At 58.6% G+C, this 18,953-nt stretch carries 16 protein-coding genes and 1 pseudogene; 9 read left to right on the top strand and 8 right to left on the bottom strand.

The genetic code is table 11. The annotated features are described in order from the left end of the window. The first annotated feature begins 124 nt into the window (after positions 1 to 124). The 6 genes from ACQR3R_RS10940 to ACQR3R_RS10915 all read left to right on the top strand — a co-directional run bounded on the left by ACQR3R_RS10940 (position 125) and on the right by ACQR3R_RS10915 (position 7,054). Positions 125 to 2,653: a TonB-dependent receptor gene (locus ACQR3R_RS10940; protein ID WP_428272152.1), complete on the top strand. Its 2,529-nt coding sequence runs from the start codon at positions 125 to 127 to the stop codon at positions 2,651 to 2,653. Between the two features lie 54 nt (positions 2,654 to 2,707). Beyond that, complete coding sequence (locus ACQR3R_RS10935; protein ID WP_428272151.1) at positions 2,708 to 4,621, top strand: phytase; 1,914 nt, start codon at positions 2,708 to 2,710, stop codon at positions 4,619 to 4,621. A gap of 96 nt (positions 4,622 to 4,717) precedes the next feature. Further along, positions 4,718 to 5,428, top strand: a complete 711-nt coding sequence (gene tolQ, locus ACQR3R_RS10930) for a protein TolQ (protein ID WP_428272150.1) — start codon at positions 4,718 to 4,720, stop codon at positions 5,426 to 5,428. 13 nt (positions 5,429 to 5,441) lie between these two features. Then, entirely contained in the window at positions 5,442 to 5,888 is a 447-nt protein-coding gene (gene tolR / locus ACQR3R_RS10925) for a protein TolR (RefSeq protein WP_428272148.1), read from the top strand. Between the two features lie 11 nt (positions 5,889 to 5,899). Further along, positions 5,900 to 6,697 carry a TonB family protein gene (locus tag ACQR3R_RS10920; protein ID WP_428272147.1) on the top strand — a complete coding sequence of 266 codons (798 nt, stop codon included), beginning with the start codon at positions 5,900 to 5,902 and terminating at the stop codon, positions 6,695 to 6,697. A gap of 141 nt (positions 6,698 to 6,838) precedes the next feature. After that, entirely contained in the window at positions 6,839 to 7,054 is a 216-nt protein-coding gene (locus tag ACQR3R_RS10915; protein WP_428272145.1) for a TOBE domain-containing protein, read from the top strand. A gap of 424 nt (positions 7,055 to 7,478) precedes the next feature. Here ACQR3R_RS10915 and ACQR3R_RS10910 read toward each other — a convergent pair whose 3' ends face one another. The 3 genes from ACQR3R_RS10910 to ACQR3R_RS10900 all read right to left on the bottom strand — a co-directional run bounded on the left by ACQR3R_RS10910 (position 7,479) and on the right by ACQR3R_RS10900 (position 9,481). Then, complete coding sequence (locus ACQR3R_RS10910; protein WP_428272143.1) at positions 7,479 to 7,892, bottom strand: VOC family protein; 414 nt, start codon at positions 7,890 to 7,892, stop codon at positions 7,479 to 7,481. A 91-nt stretch (positions 7,893 to 7,983) separates the two neighbouring features. Beyond that, on the bottom strand, positions 7,984 to 8,643 hold the full coding sequence (locus ACQR3R_RS10905; RefSeq protein WP_428272142.1) for a TetR family transcriptional regulator: 660 nt from the start codon (positions 8,641 to 8,643) through the stop codon (positions 7,984 to 7,986). Continuing rightward, positions 8,630 to 9,481: a 3-hydroxybutyryl-CoA dehydrogenase gene (locus ACQR3R_RS10900; RefSeq protein WP_428272141.1), complete on the bottom strand. Its 852-nt coding sequence runs from the start codon at positions 9,479 to 9,481 to the stop codon at positions 8,630 to 8,632. The genes ACQR3R_RS10905 and ACQR3R_RS10900 overlap by 14 nt, the downstream gene beginning before the upstream one ends. A gap of 168 nt (positions 9,482 to 9,649) precedes the next feature. Between ACQR3R_RS10900 and ACQR3R_RS10895 the strand changes: the two genes are divergently transcribed. The 3 genes from ACQR3R_RS10895 to ACQR3R_RS10885 all read left to right on the top strand — a co-directional run bounded on the left by ACQR3R_RS10895 (position 9,650) and on the right by ACQR3R_RS10885 (position 13,709). After that, entirely contained in the window at positions 9,650 to 10,666 is a 1,017-nt protein-coding gene (locus ACQR3R_RS10895) for an AraC family transcriptional regulator ligand-binding domain-containing protein (RefSeq protein WP_428272140.1), read from the top strand. A gap of 36 nt (positions 10,667 to 10,702) precedes the next feature. After that, positions 10,703 to 11,818: a hypothetical protein gene (locus ACQR3R_RS10890; protein WP_428272139.1), complete on the top strand. Its 1,116-nt coding sequence runs from the start codon at positions 10,703 to 10,705 to the stop codon at positions 11,816 to 11,818. Positions 11,819 to 11,894: 76 nt separating this feature from the next. Further along, entirely contained in the window at positions 11,895 to 13,709 is a 1,815-nt protein-coding gene (locus ACQR3R_RS10885) for an ATP-binding cassette domain-containing protein (RefSeq protein ID WP_428272138.1), read from the top strand. On the opposite strand, the gene ACQR3R_RS10880 is transcribed toward ACQR3R_RS10885, so the two are convergent. The 5 genes and pseudogenes from ACQR3R_RS10880 to ACQR3R_RS10860 form a co-directional block, all read right to left on the bottom strand. Next, positions 13,681 to 14,634, bottom strand: coding sequence for an alpha/beta fold hydrolase (locus ACQR3R_RS10880; protein ID WP_428272136.1), 954 nt, complete (start codon positions 14,632 to 14,634; stop codon positions 13,681 to 13,683). The genes ACQR3R_RS10885 and ACQR3R_RS10880 overlap by 29 nt on opposite strands. Before the next feature lie 166 nt (positions 14,635 to 14,800). Continuing rightward, positions 14,801 to 16,654, bottom strand: coding sequence for an EAL domain-containing protein (locus ACQR3R_RS10875; protein WP_428272135.1), 1,854 nt, complete (start codon positions 16,652 to 16,654; stop codon positions 14,801 to 14,803). A 272-nt stretch (positions 16,655 to 16,926) separates the two neighbouring features. Then, positions 16,927 to 17,925, bottom strand: coding sequence for a zinc-binding dehydrogenase (locus tag ACQR3R_RS10870; protein ID WP_428272134.1), 999 nt, complete (start codon positions 17,923 to 17,925; stop codon positions 16,927 to 16,929). 128 nt (positions 17,926 to 18,053) lie between these two features. Next, a complete protein-coding gene (locus ACQR3R_RS10865) occupies positions 18,054 to 18,500 on the bottom strand; it encodes a pirin family protein (RefSeq protein ID WP_428272607.1) in 447 nt (148 codons plus the stop codon). Beyond that, positions 18,480 to 18,775 (bottom strand): annotated as a pseudogene (locus ACQR3R_RS10860) (pirin family protein); the annotation flags it as partial. The gene ACQR3R_RS10865 and the pseudogene ACQR3R_RS10860, both read right to left, overlap by 21 nt. Positions 18,776 to 18,953: the final 178 nt, after the last annotated feature.

Raw genomic sequence — 18,953 nt, 5'->3', positions numbered from 1 at the left:
AACACCGGTTTACAGGACTCACGGCCGACCGCTGTCACAGAACCGTCATCCCCCAACCCTAGCTTGCGCTCTCAGTTGCCGGGCCTGTTGCCTGGCGTTATCGGGCTCTTGGGGGAGGACATTCATGTACAAGCGCAGCAGCACCGCCGGGTTATTCGGCTTTACCCTCACAGCGTTAGCCATGGCCATGACCAGTGAACGCCTGAGCGCTGCCGAAAGCTCGACGAATACCGAGCACGTCGAAGTGGTGGGGCAAGCCGCGAGCATCGATAAAGCGCTGAAGGAGCAACGCAGTTCCGACAGCATCAAGAGTGTGGTGCATGCCGATGGCATGGCGCAGTTGCCCGATGAAAACGTTGCCGAAGCGGCGCAGCGCTTGCCGGGGATCAGTGTTGAGCGTGATCAGGGTGAAGGGCGCTTTGTCAGCGTTCGCGGTTTGGGCCCGGACCTCAACAGCGTGACCATCAACGGTACATTGGTGCCCTCGCCGGAAAGCGAGCGCCGCGCCGTCGCGCTGGATGTATTGCCGTCAGAGCTGGTGCAGTCGTTATCGGTGATCAAGACGCTGACGCCGGACATGGATGCCAACTCCCTGGGCGGCACCGTCGATGTCAAAAGCCTCTCGGCCTTCGATCACAAAGGCCTGTTCTACACCGGCAGCAGTGAGGCCAGTTACGACAAGAACACCCGTCAGACCAGTCCCAAGTTTTCCGGCGCGGCGAGTAATCGTTTCAGTCTTGGCGACGGTATCGACAACTTCGGTGTGGCGGCGGCACTGAGCTGGCAGAAACGCGATTTTGGTTCGGACAACGTTGAAACCGGCGGCGCCTGGGATTTTCAGCAAGGTGCCAAACTTGAGGAATTCGAGCAGCGCGACTACGACATCAGCCGCGAGCGAACCGGCGGTGGCCTGAACTTCGATTACAAACCCGACGACCTCAGCAGCTACTACCTGCGCACCTTGTACAGCCGCTACAAGGACAGCGAAACCCGCAACTCCACCAGTTTTGAGTTTGCCGATCCACTGGCGGCAGGTGAAGCAGGTGATACCGAGGGTTCGCGCAAACTCAAACAGCGTGAAGAAACCCAGGAAATTCAGTCCTACGTACTCGGTGGCGAACGCATGTTCGGTCTGTGGACCTTGAGCGGTCAGGCCGGTTACAGCCGTTCCAGCGAAGACAGCCCTGGCCATATCGCCAATGCTGCTTTCGACGGCGCCGATGACTTTGCCGACAGCGGCTTTTACGACAACGAAAAGCCCCGCCCGGTGATTGGGCAGGGCTTCTACAACCCCGAGAATTTCAGCCTCGATAAAGTTGACTGGGAAAAACAGCGAACCACCGACACCGAGAAGAACCTGCGCCTGGATCTGGCCCGGGATTACGATTTCAAAGGCTATGCATCACAGGTCAAGTTCGGCGGCAAGGTCAGCCGACGCAACAAGGACAATGATCTGGATGCCTGGGTTTATGAAGACTTTGATGACCTGGGTTTCAGTGACGAACAACTCAACCTCACGCGGTTCCAGAAAGGCAACGTCGATTACCGCCTCGGGCAGTTCGGGCCGGGCATCAGCGGCAGTGGCATCAAGCAGTTGATCGGCGGGTTGAACCGGGCGGACTTTTATGACGAGACCGAGTCGCGGGTCAACGACTTCAAAATCCGTGAGGACATTAACGCCGGCTATTTGATGAACACCCTCGACATCGACGACTGGCGCTTCATTGCCGGCCTGCGTTACGAGGGTACCGAGTTCCAGGCCAAGGGCACCGGCGCCACGGACGGCGAGTTCCAGGCAACCGACACCAAACGCCGTTATCACCACTGGTTACCAGGCTTGCATGCTCGCTATCAGCTGGACAAGAACACCCAGGTTCGCGCCGCCTGGACCAAATCCGTGGTGCGCCCGACCTTCGGTCAACTGGCGCCAGGTTTTATCATTGACGATGACGAAGCAACCTTCGGCAACCCGGAACTCAAACCACTGGAGTCGAGCAACCTCGACCTTGGTATCGAGCACTTCATGGGACGTGCCGGCACCGTTTCGGCGTTCGTGTTCTACAAGGACATCAAGAACTTCGTCTACAACACCGACCTGGCCGGCACGGGGCAGTGGGTTGATTTCACCGAAGCCCACACGTTTGCCAACGGCGACAGCGCCAAGCTTTACGGGTTGGAACTGGCGTACTCGCAGAAATTCGATTGGCTGCCCGCGCCGTGGAATGGCTTGCTGGTGGGCGCCAATACCACGTTCAGCCGATCCGACGCCGAGATCAAGGGGTTCGACGCGGCCAGTGGCACCCACCGTAAGCGCGGCATCGATTTGCCCAATCAGTCCGACACTGTCGGCAACCTGATGCTCGGTTGGGAGAACGACACAGTGAGCCTGCGACTGTCGGCCAACTACAAGTCGGATTACCTGTTCGAGCTGGCCTCTATCAACGACAAAGCCCACGACCTGCACGTCGATTCGCAAACCTTCGTCGACTTCAGCGCGCGCTACTCGCTGAGCAAAAACCTGCAGGTGAGTTTCGAGGCGCAGAACCTTACCGATCAGCCGTACTTCGTCTACACCGGCAACCGCTCCTACAACGGCCAGTACGAAGAATACGGCCCGACCTACAAGCTCGGCTTGACCTTCACCCACTTCTAAATTTCGCGGTGGCAGCCAGATGCTGCCACCCCATGACATGGACTTTGCCCGTTGATGAGCCTTTCGTTATTACCCAAACGCAGCATTCTCGCCGCACTGATCACCCTCGCCGCAGGTCAGGTTTTGGCGGCCGCGCCGAGCCTCGCACTTAAGCCGTGGGCGCCCAGCCTTGCGGTCGATGCAGTCGCTTTTATGCCAGCAAATCTGGGGCCCGAGCGTCTGGCTGCAAGCCTGCGTGATGGCTTGCTGTTGCTTGATCCACAAGGTGCCGAACTGGCGCGACTCAAAGGCTCGTTCAGCAGCGTGGACAGCCGTGCCGCCGGGCAGCAGGTGCTTGTGGCAAGTCTCGACAACGAGCGCCAGCAAGCCGTGTTGATCAACCTTGACCCCGGCAAACGCAGTTGGGGCCAACCGGTGTATTTGCCGGCACGTGATTACCCGGTGAATGGCGTGTGCCTGTACCGCGATGAAGCGAGCAACCTGTTCGTGTTTCTGGTGGGCGAGGAGGGTAAGGGCGAGCAGTGGTTGGTCGGCAATGGCGCGACAATAAATTCACAACCGCAAAAGGTCCGCGGTCTGCCGTTGCCACCGTCGGCCACCGATTGCCAGGTCGATGACGGCGCCCATCTATTGGTGGTCAATGAAGAAAACGTCGGTTGGTGGGCTTACTCCGCGCATCCGGAAGCCGATGTGAAGCGTTCGCCAGTGGCCATGCGTGCCCCTTATGGCGAGATCAAGCAGATGGCGGGAGCCATGGCACTGGTGCCCGGTGGCGTTGTCGCACTCGACCCCAAAGCCGCGCAACTGCACCTCTATCAGCAGCAAGGTGAGCGCTGGATTGCCCAAGCCACCGTGGCGCTGACAGGTTTGAAAGAACCGCAAAACCTGGCCGTGCGCCCGACGGCTAAAGGCCTGCAAGTCGTGGTGCGCGACGATGACAGCGGTCGTCTGTATCAGGGCGAGCTGAATTGGCAGCCAACGCCGGTGCCCCTGGCGCCCGTGCTGCCGACTGTGCCGGCGATAGTCCAGAGTGATCCGGTGGGACGCCAGGGCGATGCGGCGGACGACCCGGCCATCTGGATTCATCCGCAGCAGCCAGCCCTGAGTCGCGTGCTGGGCACCAATAAAAAACAGGGTCTGCTGGTGTACGACCTGCAAGGCAAATTGCAGCAGGAATTGTCGGTAGGACGATTGAACAACGTCGACGTGCGACCAAACTTCAAGCTCGGCCAGCACACTGTCGACCTTGCCGTGGCCAGTAATCGCGATCACAACAGCCTTAGCGTGTTCAGCATTGATCGCCAAAGCGGCGAGCTGCGTGAAGCAGGAGAAATCCCCACACCGCTCAAGGAAATCTACGGCATCTGCCTGTTCCAGCCTGCCAGCGGTGAAATCTACGCGATTGCCAATGACAAGGACGGCACCTTCCTGCAATACCGCCTGAGTGCGCCGAATGGCGCGGTGCAAGGTGAGTTGGTGCGCCAGTTCAAAGTCGATAGCCAGCCTGAGGGCTGCGTCGCCGACGATCAGCGTCAACGCTTGTTTCTGGGTGAGGAGGATGTGGGCGTGTGGGCGGTTGACGCCCGCGCCGATCAGCCGGCGACGTTGAGCAGCGTGATCAAGGTCGGACCGCAGCTGCATGCCGATATCGAAGGCTTGGCGCTGTACCAAAGTCCCGATCACGACTACCTGGTGATCTCAAGCCAGGGCAATGACAGCTATCTGGTGCTGGATGCCGAGCCACCGTTCGCTTCTCGAGGCGCGTTCCGAGTGGGCCTCAACGCTGAGGCCGGTATCGATGGCGCCTCCGAAACCGATGGCCTGGAAGTCACTTCGGTCAACCTTGGCGGTGCCTGGAGCGCGGGCATGATGGTGGTGCAGGACGGCCGAAAACGCATGCCCGAGCAGACCCAGAATTTCAAATTCGTGCCCTGGGCCGAGGTCACCAAAACACTGAAGTTGCCCTGACCCGTTCAGTCATCACCCTGTCATCACTTTTTCATCGAATAGCTCAATGGCCGTCGCGCATCGACGGCCTGCGAGCGCCAAACAAGGAGTTTCACCATGCAGGCCACTCTGGAACACATGACGATTTGGGGGCTGATCAGCGACGCGAGCCTGTTGGTCAAAGCGGTGATGCTTATCCTGTTGCTGGCATCGATCGCCAGTTGGTATCTGATCATCCAGCGCGGCAGTGTCCTGCAGCGCCGCGAGCGGCAGATGAACGCTTTCGTGCAGCGTTTTCGTACTGCGCCGGAGCTGTTGCCGTTGTACCGGGAGACGGCGAGAAGCGCTGATAACGAGGCCGGCGTAGAGCCGATTTTCCAGGCGGGTTATCAGGAATTCAGCCACCTCAAACAGCATTCCGCAAACACCGCCGAGGTGGTGCTCGAAGGGGTCGAGCGTTCGCTTTATGTGGCGATCAGCGAGCAGGAAATCCAGCTGGAGAAGGGGTTGCAGTTTCTCGCCACCGTGGGTTCGGTCAGCCCGTACATCGGCCTGTTCGGCACGGTGTGGGGCATCATGAATTCCTTCCTCGGTTTGTCTCAAGTGCAGCAGGCGACGCTCTCCACGGTGGCACCGGGTATCGCCGAGGCCTTGATCGCGACCGCCATTGGATTGTTCGCGGCGATTCCAGCGGTGATTGCCTACAACCGTTTTTCGTCCCGCAGCCAAACCTTGCTGACGCGTTATTACGCCTTCGGTAACGAGCTGCAAGTACGTCTGCATCGCACGTTACACGGCGCGCCGTTGAACCTGGCGGCTGCCGCCTGAGAGGAGAGTGAGCATGCTCGTCAGACCGCAACGCAAACACGGGCCCAAGGCCGAAATGAACGTGGTGCCTTACATCGACGTGATGTTGGTGCTGCTGGTGATTTTCATGGTCACCGCGCCAATGCTCACCCAAGGCGTGAAGATCGAACTGCCCAAGGTCGCGAGTGAAGCGCTGGCCACCGATAATCGCCAGCAAATTCTGACCTTGTCGGTCAAAGCCGAGGGTGGTTATTACTGGAATCTTGGCGGCGAACTCGACACGCAACACCAGACCGACAGCGCCGTTTCGCTTGACGATATGCAGGCCAAGGTGGCGCAGATCGTTGCCGAGCGGCATGACACGCAGGTGTACATCCGTGCCGACAAAGACGCCGGTTATGGCAGCGTTGTCGCCGCCATGGCCGCTCTGCAGCAGGGCGGGGTCAGCAACCTTGGGCTGGTGACCGAGGCCCCGCAATGACGGCGATGATCATGGACACCCCGTCCTTGAAATGGCAGAGTGTTAATCGCAGCGAGTTCTGGCGCAACGGCCTGGCTGCTAGCCTGGCGGTGGCCCTGCATGCGCTTGCCCTCGCATTGTTGGTTCACGGCTGGTCAGTCGAGAAGCCAGCCGTCGAGCCGCCCAAGGTGCTGACAACCCGTCTGGTGGTGGTGTCACCGGCAGCGCCGCCTCAAGTATCCGAACCGCTGCCGGTGCCCGCTGCAGGGGCGCCGACACCGCCCGAGCCCACTGTGGCGGCGCCAGTAAAACCGTTGGCCGATCCGCAGGTCCAGGCGCAAAAGCTTGAACAGGCGGCACTTGCACGCAAACGGGTCGAAGACAAAAAACAAGCCGTTCAGGCGGAGCAGCAACGCCAGCGCCTGGCGTCAGAAAAAAGCCAGCGCGAGGCGCAGGAGCAGCGTCTGGCGAATGAACAGGCACAACAGGCGCAGCACGCTGAGCAGGCGCGATTGGCCGCCGAGCGCGCTCGTCAGCAAGCGGCTCAGGCCGTCGCCGACAGTCGTCAATACTTGCCCTTGAGCAAAGAGGCGCCGGACTATCCGCAGCGTGCGCTGGATAAAAACATCGAAGGCGATTGCACCGTGGAATACACCGTTAACCCACAAGGGTTGATCGAGCACCCCACCGTGCTCGAAGGCTGCCATCCGATGTTCATGCGACCGTCACTGGCCGCTGCCAACACCTTTCGTTATCAGCCCCGAATAATCGATGGCCGAGCGGTGGCGGTCCCTGCCGTGCGCAATACGTTCCACTATCGGATCAAGTAGTCGGATAACGGTCAGGCTTTTATATTCCTGAAAGGTATAAATAGATAATTATATATTCCTTTTAATGTTTGCTCGCGACGTGCATTTTGAAGGCCTGCACACCCGTGCGCATCGGCTCGACATCAAACAGGAAGCCTCATCATGACCATCAAAGCGATCAACGTCCGTAACCAGTTCAAGGGCGTCATCAAGGAAATTGTGCACGGCGAAGTGGTTTCCGAAATCGATGTGCAAACCGCTTCCGGAATTGTCACCTCGGTGATTACCTCGCGCTCGGTGCGCGACTTGGAGTTGAAGATTGGCAGTGAAGTAATCGCCTTCGTAAAATCCACCGAAGTCTCGATCGCCAAGCTCTGACGCAGCATGACGGAGCCGGCCTGCTCGCGATGGTCGGCAACGATCACGCGCAGTGACTGAATCAACGCGTTGCCCTGACACTTTTCGCGAGCAGGCTCGCTCCCACATTGGATCGGCGTCGCACACCAATTCCGAGTCCGGCAAAAATACAACGGTGGGAGCCAGCCTGCTGGCGAAGGCTGACTGGCATTCACCCTTGATATCGCCTGGCACAACCCTTTCGCGAGCAGGCTCGCTCCCACAGTATTGACCGTGACCAACGCACATTTTGCCCGTAACAACGTCCCGTGTGGGAGCAAGCCTGCTCGCGATGGACTCCGATACGACGCGTTTATTCAGGTCACGCAGTATCGTTAACGGTCATCGCGAGCAGGCTCGTTCCTGCGGTTTCTGGTTCGCTTCCAGGCATCACCGGTAAAAAAACTCACTGGTCTTTTTCGCAGTTAACCATCCATGCCACGCCGAACCGGTCGGTCAACATGCCGAATCGCGCGGCCCAGAACGTCGCTTCCAGCGGCATTTGCACAGTGCCGTCCTCTGCCAATGCGCTAAAAATCCGTTCAGCTTCGGCAATGCTCTCGACGTTCAGCGAGATGGAACAACCCGCCATCTCGTCCGTGGGACGATCCGGCGTAGTGTCCGAGCCTATGATCGCTTGATCGCCCACCACCAGCCGGGTGTGGATGATCAGGTTGTGCAGGTCCGCCGGCACGTGTTCCCGCGCCGGGCTCTCACCGAAGGTCATCATGGCTTCGATTTGCCCTTGCAGGCTGTTGGCGTAAAAGGTGAAGGCCGCTTTGCAGTCACCGTTGAAGATCAGGTAGGGATTGATTTTCATGATTGCGCTCCCGGTCATTGAAAGGCACACATCGGTTGAACGTCAGGTTTGCCTGCGAGTTCCGATGGACATTGGCCCGGGTAGCAAAGACCTAAAACGGGGCGAGCGTCGCTGATTTTTTAGATGTTTTTTCTATAGGGCGGGCGAGGCTTATCGCTTCCACAGAGCGCCGCGGGGCCAGCAGCCGCTCGATGGCGCCACAAACCAGGTTTTCCAGCAGCTCATTGCGCTCTGCTTCGTCCAGCGTGTGCTGCGCCAGCCAGCTCGGAGCGCTATTGAGCAGCGACGCAATGGCGTGACCGGCCGCCAGTTGGCCTGTTTCACTGAAACGCGAGCGCACACCGACCATCTTCAGCAACACGCGTTCGTACTGTTCGCGCAGCTTTCGAACGCGCTCTTGCTGCTCTTCATTCAGGCAACTGCTGTCACGCTCCACCAGCCGAAAATGCCAGGGCATTTCCTGATGCAGCGTCAAATGTGCCTGAATCAAAGCCTGCAACCTGTCACGCTTGGCCGGGGCCTTTTGCGCAATGCGCCCCAGCGATGCCAGCAGCTCTTCGTAAAACTCTTCGATCAGGTCGAGCAGCAAGTGCTGCTTGCTTGGGTAATGGTGATACAGCGAGCCCGGGGAAAGCCCCAGGCACGTCGCGAGCTCGCGCATGCCGACCTGCCCGAACCCCTTGCTGGCAAACAACTCCAGCACCTTGTCCCGGTACTCGGCAAAACGCGTGCAACGCTCAGGCATAGGCATGGAAACCGCGCCCCGATTTGCGTCCCAGGTAGCCGGCGGCGACCATTTCCTTGAGCAGTGGCGCAGGGCGGTACTTGCTGTCGTTAAACCCGTCGTGAAACGCCTCGATGATCGACAACAACGTGTCCAGACCGATCAAGTCTGCCAGCGCCAGCGGACCGATGGGCTGGTTGCAACCCAGGCGCATACCGGCGTCGATGTCTTCGGCGCTGGCCAGGCCTTCCTGAAACACCAGGATCGCTTCGTTGATCATCGGCACCAGAATCCGGTTCACGACAAACCCCGGACGGTTACCGGCGGTGATCGCGGTTTTACCGAGTGTGGTGGCCATGTCCAGCGCCAGCGCATGCGTCGCGTCACTGGTTTGCAGGCCGCGAATCACTTCAATCAGGCCCATCACCGGCACCGGGTTGAAAAAGTGCAGGCCGATGAACCGCTCAGGTGAGCTGACGCTGGCCGCCAGTTGGGTAATGGACAGCGACGAGGTGTTGGACGCAATCACGCACTCAGCGCTGACTTGCGCGGCGATTTGCTGCAATACCCGCAGTTTCAGGTCGAGGTTTTCGGTGGCGGCCTCGATGACCATCTGCACATTGTGCAAACTGCTGTAATCGGTGCTGGTGCGGATTTTGTCGAGGGCGGCCAGTTTTTGCTGTTCGCTCAGCGTTTCCTTGGCCACTTGTCGATCCAGGTTTTTGCCGACGGTGGCGATAGCCTTTTGCAGAGCGCTCTCGGAAATGTCGATCAGGGTCACGTTGAAACCCGCCACTGCACAGACCTGTGCAATGCCGTTGCCCATGGTGCCCGCGCCGATCACGCCGATGTTTTGCAGATTCATGTTCCGATCCTTCCGATCCAGCCGTGCGATACCTTGGCCGAGACTGCGGCCGAAAGCGTACTATTGGCGCCGAGTCTAGAGCTGGCCGGGCGGTTGTCCTATGCCGAAACTGTTCAACGGCGCTGGTGTTTTTTGCCATTTCAGGTGATGGGGGGGAGAAGCGTTCATATGCGGGAAAAGGACTCAGTAGCCGTCTACTTCGTACAGGCCATGATCCATGGGCTGCGGGGAAACCCGCAGCGTTTGAGGGCTGTACTGGAAAAGGCCGGCATCGACCCGGTGCTGATCGAGCAGCCAACGGCGCGGGTTCCGGCGAGTGAGTTTGCTGCGTTGTGGTTGATTCTGATCCAGGAGCTGAACGACGAGTTTTTCGCGCTCGACTCCCATGGCATGCTGCCGGGCAGCTTCGCGCTGATCTGTCGCGCGTTGATTCAAGAGCCTGACCTGCACAAAGCCATGCGCCAGTGCCTGGCCAATTTCGGGTTGTTCCTGCGAGATTTTCGCGGCACGCTGACCGTTCGCGGCAAACGTGCGGTCATCAGTCTTGAGAGTTGCGCGCAGGACGAGCACATCAGCCGCTTTGGCGAAGAAACCTTCCTGGTACTGATGATCAGCCTGATGTGCTGGCTCGGCGGACGACGCATTCCCATCGACCGCGCAGACTTCCGTCACCAACGTGTGCCGCTGAGCGATGACCGCTTGCTGTGGGGCCCCAACCTGACGTTTGGCGCCGAGCGTACCGAAATCGAATTTGCCAGCCATTACCTGCGACTGCCGATGGTTCAGGACCTGGCATCGCTGAAAGTATTCCTGCGCACCGCGCCGCAATGGCTGGTCATCCGCTTTCGCAATCAACACGGCTTGGCGTCACAGGTTCATCAACGCTTGCGCAACAGCCATTACAGCGAATGGCCGACCTTGCAGGCCTTTGCCCTGGAGCAACACCTGAGCCCAAGCACTTTCCGCCGCAAACTTGAGCGTGAAGGCTGTTCGTACCAGGAAATCAAAGATGAAGTCAGGCGCGGTGTCGCCTTTGAGCAATTGCGCGAGAGCAAGGCCAGCATCGGCGACATTGCCGAGCGTTTGGGTTTTCAGGAGCCCAGTGCGTTTCATCGCGCGTTCAAGAAGTGGACCGGGGAGAGCCCGGGGCGCTATCGGGCGCGGTTCCAAGGTGAACATGCTTGAGAAAAGGACGCTTTACCCACTAAAGGAGCCGTTGAGGTGACTGATTTTGAACCCATCACTGCACCATCCAAGCGTACTTCGCCCGACCGTTTTGCCCAATTAAGCAGCCATCTGTTGTGGCTCAACGAGCGCGCCTGGCCCTTGAGCGTCGGTGTGTTGCTGATGGCCGGGGTGTATCTGTACCAGTACATCCAGGAGGAGAAAATCCCGCTCAGCGTCACGTCCTCTGCGGTGATCACCGCGTTGCCGGTCATGTCCGCATTATTGGTGTTCATCATCACGATGTTGGTGGCGTTTGTGCTGATGCCGATATTCGTCCTGTTTCACCGCTTGAATGATTCGGGCAGGCGCCTGAGCGACGACTTCAGCTTCGATCATCAAGACCCTGAGCGCAAAGCAGGCCACCTGCGATTGCTGGCTCGCTGGGCGGGCGGCCTGGTGATCCTGGGAACATTTTGCGCATTGCTTAGCGTGATTGGCGCCGAGGTCTCCGCCAACGTCTGGTGGGCAAGCGCGGCCGCAGTCGGGACGGTGCTGACCATCGCCTGCTACTGCTGGCTGATGACGCTGGGTGTCGAGGGGCCGATGTCGATGGACTTTCGTGTCGCCTGTGTAATGTCTGCCTTCGTTCAGGTGATAGTGATTCTTCAGGTGACCATTGTGGTCATCGATATCGCTGGCCAGTACGTCAACAATATCGGGTGGATCGTGCCGCTGATGTTGGTGGAACTGATGGTCGTATGGGTCGTCCAGCTCCTCGGCGCCTTGTTGGTGGTGAAGATGCGCAGCCATGAAAATCCGGTTGCGCTGATCGCGTGCGCTGTCCTGCTGCTGGTGATCGGGTTGGGCTTGTACCCACCGTCAGGCGCCAAGTTGGGCGGGTTTGCGTTTCAGGTCTCTGCGTCCGGTGCACGTCATTGCGCGATTCTGAATTTTGGCCCCGAGAGTAAAGGGCTCGACGGCATAACGGACCCCGGCAGGCCGGGCTTCAGTCGCCCGTTACGCGTTATCGCCGAGGCCGATGGGATTTACTTTGTGCGGCTGTGGAAAGCCGAGTCCAAAGCCGTGCAATTCGTACCGCGTGCCAGCCTGGCCGGGATCGATGTGTGCCCGCCGACCCCGAAAAAGGTCGAGACGCCGGCGGCAGGTTGAACCCATCAGGCTAGAGGCCTTGCGACTGCAGTAATATGGCGCCTTGTTGTTTCACCGACATTTTCGAGTTTCCCCTATGCCTGCGGCACTCAATCGCTTCGCTTCCTTATTGGACCAGGCCAGACGCGCCTTGCTGCTGGTATGGGGGACTTCCCGTGGCCTGTTTCTGGGCCTGGTACTGGCGACGCTGATCGCTGGCGTGCTGCCTGCGCTCGCCGCGTGGCTGGGCCAGCGCATCGTCGATGCGGTGGTGTTTGCCATGCAGTTGCACGCACAGCAGGGCAGTGCGCCGTTGTGGCCAGTGGTGCGTTACGTGTTGTTTGAGGCCGGTGTGCTGGCGCTGTTGTCGGGCACTCAGCGTGCGCTGTCAGTCCAGCAATCGTTGTTGCGGGTTCAGCTGGGGCAGAAGGTCAACACGATGATTCTGGAGAAAGCCCAGACGTTATCGCTGGTGCAATTCGAGAATTCCGAGTTCTACGACAAACTGGTTCGGGTTCGGCGAGAAGCGTCGACCCGGCCGTTGGCATTGGTGATGAAGTCGCTGGGGCTGATTCAGAACCTGATCGTGTTGATCAGCTTCGGCGTGTTGCTGGTGCATTTTTCGCCGTGGGCGCTGGTGCTGTTGGTGATTGGCGCGTTGCCGGTGTTCTTCGCCGAGGCGCACTTTTCCGGGGATGCGTTTCGCTTGTTCACCCGTCGCGCGCCGGAGAGTCGGCAGCAAAGCTATATCGAGACGCTGCTCTCCCACGAGGGCTATATCAAAGAGGTCAAGCTGTTCGGTTTTGCGCCGCTGCTGTTGAAGCGCTACCGCGAAACCTTTGCCCGTTTGTATGCCGAAGATCGTCGCCTGACGCTGCGCCGCGATGGCTGGGGTTTTGTGCTTGGGCTGCTGGGCACCAGTGCGTTTTATCTGGCTTATGCCTGGGTCGTGGTCGACACCGTTCACGGCAGTATCACCCTTGGGCAAATGACCATGTACCTGGTGTTGTTCAAACAGGGGCAAACCTCGGTCAGCAGCAGTTTGAGCGCCATCAGCGGCCTGTACGAGGACGGTCTCTACCTGTCGAGCCTTTATGAATACCTGGCAGAACCGGTGGTCGCCGACAGCGGGCACCTGACCGTGGGCGCGGTGCCGGGCGATGGGTTGCGTTTCGAGAACGTGGGCTTTCGTTATCCGGGTTCGAGCCGTGCTGCGCTGGAGTGCATCGACCTGCACCTGGTGCCGGGTCACAGCGTGGCGCTGGTGGGGGAAAACGGTTCGGGCAAGACCACGTTGATCAAATTACTGACCCGGCTCTACCGTCCCGATCAGGGCCGTATTCTGCTCGACGGCAGCGACCTGCAAACCTGGGAAGAAAATGCACTGCGTCAGCGTATCGGGGTGATCTTCCAGGATTACATCCGATACCAGTTCACGGTCGGCGAGAACATCGGCGTCGGCGATACGTTGGCGTTCAGCGACGAGCAGCGTTGGCAGGAAGCGGCGACCGAGGGCATGGCGGCGCCTTTCATCGAACGCCTGGATCGAGGGTATGCCACGCAATTGGGGCGCTGGTTTGCCGGTGGCCAGGAGCTGTCGGGCGGGCAGTGGCAAAAAATCGCCTTGTCCCGCGCTTACATGCGTCGCAATGCCGACATCCTGATCCTCGATGAGCCGACATCAGCCCTTGATCCGGCGGCGGAAGCGGCAGTGTTCGAGCATTTCAGCGAGCACACCGAGGGCCGTATGACCTTGTTGATTTCCCACCGGTTTTCCAGCGTACGCAATGCCGATCACATCATCGTGCTGGATCAGGGGACGGTTCTGGAGCGCGGTGATCACGACAGTCTGGTGGCTGCCGGCGGGCGCTATGCGCAGTTATTCAACCTGCAAGCCCAGGGGTACCGCTAGGCCCGGCGACTTGTGGTGGTTTGGACTTCATCAGGCCGTCGAGTGCCTGGCGATACTGAGTACCGCCCAGGCTCATGCTGTTGTTATGAGTGCCACCGGGCACCAGTAGCAGGCGCTTGGGTTCGCTGGCGGCATTGAACAGCTGCTGGCTGAACCGCGAGGGCATGAACGGATCTGCCAAACCGTGAACCACCAACAGCGGCATGTCGATGTCGACGATTTTGTCGATGGAGTCGAATTTCTGCGACAACAACCAGCGCACCGGCAGCCATTTCACCGGCAGGTTGTTGTCCGCCACTTGCGCCACGGCATCCCCCAGCGAGGTGAAGGTTGATTCGATCACCAAGCCGCGAGCCGGCACCGCTACATGGTCCTTTTTCGCCTGAGTGGCCAGGTCTACCGCGAGGTCGATGGCCACCGCGCCGCCCAACGAATGGCCGTAGATCAGCCGCTTTTTCGGGTCTGGTTGCATCTCGACGAAGCGGTCCCAGGCGGCATGCGCATCTTCATAAACGCTGGCCTCCGACGGCAGGTCGCCCTTGCTTTGGCCAAACCCGCGGTAATCGATGGCCAACACTGAATAGCCCATGGCCCGTAACTGCTCGATGCGGAACGCCTGTCCGGTCAGGTTCCAGCGCACACCGTGCAAATACAAAATGGACGGTGCATCACGACGGGCGGCCGGCCACCACCAGGCGTGCAGGTTTTGCCCTCCCTTGAAGCTCGAAGGCTTGATATCGAACTCTTGAACATCGTTCGGCAGGCCTCGATACCAGCCAGCGGTTCCGGGCTCGATGCGAAACAACAATTCGCGTTCCTTGTACTTGAGCACGCCGCAACCTACCGGCAAGCCGACTATGAGTGCGGCCATGCACGCCAGTGGCAGCCAGCGTCGGCCGAGGCGGTTCAGCAAGGATGAGGGCATTGAAGGGGGCACCGGTACAGACATGAAGTTCGCGTTTTAACAGATGCGCCGGGCATCGGGTGAGTTTTTCGACGGTCGTGCAAGCGTAATTGATGCAAATTACTGCAAAAGCGAAGTGCCCGGACCTCTGATTGAAACGGATGGGCAGTCCGCGCCGAACGCACATTTATGGAGCCGCCCTCCATGGCTGTCCGCTTTCAATCGGCGGACCGGCATCGATTGCAACCACGACTTTCAGCGATGTCTGGCTTGGCAGCGGCGGCATGGCAAAGGGGCCGATTTTGCTGTGCGCCGTGAACTGCTCATGCGTCATCGGGCGGGCAAAAAAGTAGCGTTGGGCTTCGGCGCAACCATACTCGGCAATCAACGCCAGGCATTGTGCATTCTCGATGCCTTCGGCCACGGTTCGGTAACCCAGGTCGTTGGCCAGTTGCAGAATCGAGCGGGCGATCACCTGATTGCGCGGGCTGTCGGGCAGGTTGGTGACAATCGACTGGTCGAGCTTGATCACATTGGCTGGAATTTCGTGCAGGTAAGCGAAGTTGCTGTAGCCAGTGCCAAAGTCATCAATCGCCACATCCATTCCCAAGTCGCGCAACTCATGGAGCTGCTGAATGACTTGGGGATTGGACCGTATCCATTCGCCTTCGGTAATTTCGATTTCCAGCCGCTGGGGGTTTATACCGAAACGCTGGCAGGCGAGGTTGAGTGTGCTGCAAATTGTTCTATCGTCGAAATCCCTGGGGGACAGGTTGATCGAAATCCGGCAATCCTCGTCTTCCCACAAGGCCATGGCGCTCAAGGCTTTGACGATCACCCATTGCGTCACGCGATGGATCAGCCCGTTACGTTCCAGCACCGGTATGAATTCGGCCGGCGACACTGCCCCCAGTTCCGGGTGATTCCAGCGCAGCAGTGCTTCGGCACTGACCTGGCGCCCATCAAGCACATTGAAGCGCGGCTGAAACATCAAAAACATCTGGTCGGAGTTCAGCGCCCGGTCCAAATCTTCGGCCAGGGTGAACGCGCGGCGCCAGGCAAGGTCGCGCACCGCATCATAAAGCGCCCATGGCGTATTGGTTTCGTAAGCTGATTTTACCGCGTGCATTGCTTTGCGCAGCAGGTCGGCGTGGGAGAACGCATCGTGCTCGAAAATCACAATGCCGGCTCGCGGTGAAGGGCTGGTCAGGGTGCTGTCCGATTGAGTGGTCAGGCGCAGACCGTCGATCAATTGGTGAACGAACCGTTCGCAATCAAGCATTGCGGTCGGCAGCATGAAACAAAATTGCCGTTCATTGATGTGATAGGCGCAACTGACGCCGGCCAGATTTTTATTAAGTTGCCGGGCGATTTCGAGGATCATCGACTGCGTTGCGCTGGCGCCCAGCGCCAGCCTCAGGTCTTGCCCAAGGTTTGAATCAAACGCATTGATTAACACCAACATCCGGGGTTTGCAGTCGGGTTGCAGGCTCAAATCATTAAGGTCGGCAAAAAACTGGCGCTGGTTGGGTAGACCGCTGACCGAGTCATGGCAATCGTTGAGTTGGCGCTGTTCGATTTGCGCCATCACCATTTCCGCCAGGTCCTGCAAGACCGCGCGTTCATCGTTGGTCAGCTCTTTGGGTTCTTTGTCGATGATGCAGAAGCTGCCGATGGCGTGCCCGGCACGTGTTCGTAACGGGGCCCCGGCATAAAACCGAACACCTTGGGACGCCGTCACCAACGGGTTGTCGCAAAAACGCACATCTCGCGTTGCGTCGCGGATCTGAAACACACCTTGCTCGTGAATGGCATGAGCACAAAAGGATTGCTCGATAGGGGTTTCGTCGCGATCGAAACCCACCTTTGCCTTGAACCACTGGCGGTCACGCTCGACCAGCGAAATCAACACCGTCGGGACTTTAAAATAGGCCGCCGCCAAACGGCAGATACGGTCGAAGTTTTCAGATTCAGCTGTCTTCAGCCATTCCAGGGCTTGTACCGCGGCCAAGCGATTCGTTTCCGACTGATGTTCTTGCATGGTGGCCCTCCTGGAGCGGGTGCAGCGAATCGAAGCCTGATGCTCAGGCTTTTAATTCGACTGATGGCTTTATGACATGTATCCCGCTTTATTGCTACGCCATTTCTTATACATGAAAAAATTTACGTATAAGAATTTATTTAAACATATCAGCATTTATTGAGTTATTAGCAATGTTTGCTGATCAAACTGTACAAGAAAATTGCATGAAAAAGCCCGGCTCTCCTCTTGAGAAACCGGGCGTTCATTGCACAAATTTAGGGAAGGGCAGGTTAGCTGACCTGCAATACGATCTTGCCAATGTGGTCGCCTGCTTCCATCCGCTGATGAGCCTGCGAGGCGTGCGCCAGTGGGTAAACCTTGTCGATCATCGGCAGGCAACGTCCGGCGGCTAGCACTGGCCATACGTATTCACGCAACTGTTCAGCGATCGAGGCTTTTTCTGCAGTGGTGCGTGGGCGCAGCAGGGAGCCGGTGATCGTCGCGCGTTTGGCCATGATTGCCAGCAAATCGACGTCATCGGCACGTGCACCGCCCAGAAAACCGAGCATCACCAGCCGGCCCTCAAGACCTAAGGCTGCGATGTTCTGATTCAGGTAAGAACCGCCCATGATGTCGAGGATCACATTGACCCCTTTGCCGGCGGTTTTTTCCTGAATGACCTGAACAAAATCCTGATCGCGGTAATTGATCGCTTCAGCCCCTAGCTTGCGGATCGCCGCACATTTTTCTTCACTGCCGGCGGTGGCGAACGCCTTGATCCCGAATTCGCGACACAGCATCAGCGCGGTGGTGCCGATGCCGCTGGTGCCACCATGGATCAATGCGCGCTGGCCCTTGCTGGCGCCTCCCATTTCGAACAGATTGGCCCACACCGTGAAAAACGTTTCCGGGACTGCCGCCGCGTGTACCCAGTCCATCCCGTCGGGTATCGGCAACGTCTGGCCGGCCGGAGCGACGCAGTACTGCGCATACCCGCCGCCGTTGGTCAGGGCACACACTTTGTCACCGACGATGAAGTCGCTGACGCCATTCCCCATCGCCACCACTTCGCCCGACACTTCGAGCCCGGGAATCGGGCTCATGCCGGGTTTCATCGGGTACTTGCCGGAGCGCTGTATCACATCCGGGCGATTGACGCCGGCGGCGTGCACACGAATCAGCACTTCACCGGCCGCCACAGCAGGAACGGGTACCTGGCGTGGCTGTAGCACTTCAGGTCCGCCGGGTTGGGTGATTTCAATCAGCGTCATCTCGTTGGGCAAGCTCATTTCATCTACCTATGTGGAAACATTCAATCAATGGGACCGCATCAAGGTGTCGGTGATTCAGTTCTACACAAGCCTTACGCCAGTACGAACCAGGCCCGAGCGTTTTGAGGTCCTCGGGCCGTTGTCGATCATGGCATTTGCGGTAACTCCTGCGGCCGTAAATCAAACACCAGCACCTCGGCGTCGACACCGTTATTGAGGGTCAGTACTTGCTCTTGACGAACCCGCACACCATCGCCTTCGGCCAACTGCACGCCGTTGAGTTCGACGCTGCCTTGGGCAACGTGCACATAAGCGTAGCGGTCGTTGGCCAGTTCAAGCGTGGCGCTTTCCTTGCCGTCGATCAGCGAGGCATACACCCGGGCGTCCTGACGCACACACAGTGAACCTTCAGCGCCATCTGGCGAGATAATCAGCTGCAGGCGCCCACGTTTCTTTTGCGTACTGAAGTGCTCCTGCTGATAGCGTGGTTTGGCGCCACTGGCGTCGGGCACGATCCAGATTTGCAGGAAGTGCACCGCCCGCGTGGCTGAGTGGTTGTACTCGCTGTGCGCCACGCCGCTGCCGGCGCTCATCAGTTGCACATCGCCTGGGCGGATCACCGAGCCAGTGCCCAGCGTTCCTTGTGTTCCAGAGCACCTTCAAGCACGTAAGAGAAAATTTCCATGTCACGGTGCGGGTGTTGCCCAAAACCTTTGCCCGCCGCCACGCGGTCGTCATTGATCACCAACAGGTCAGAGAACCCTTGCTCTTTCGGGTTGCGATAGTTGGCAAAAGAAAAGGTGTGGTACGACTTCAACCAACCGTGATTGGCCGCGCCACGATCAGAAGCTTTACGAAGGGTAAGCATGATGAAATCTCCCATGGGGACGTTTATTCGTCCGGTTGAGGAGAAGGTTAATGGTTACTGCTGGATGCAATAAGTAGATGAAAATTGAAATACTGTCCTGATCAGGTTGACAATATTGTGTGCTTGATCACGCATTCTCATCCGCCGATTGCGTGGTAATTGGCCATACTGCACGTAT

The organism is Gordonia sp. IEGM753 (assembly GCF_050321825.1).
GTDB lineage: Bacteria > Pseudomonadota > Gammaproteobacteria > Pseudomonadales > Pseudomonadaceae > Aquipseudomonas.
This window is presented reverse-complemented; position numbering and strand designations above follow the sequence as displayed.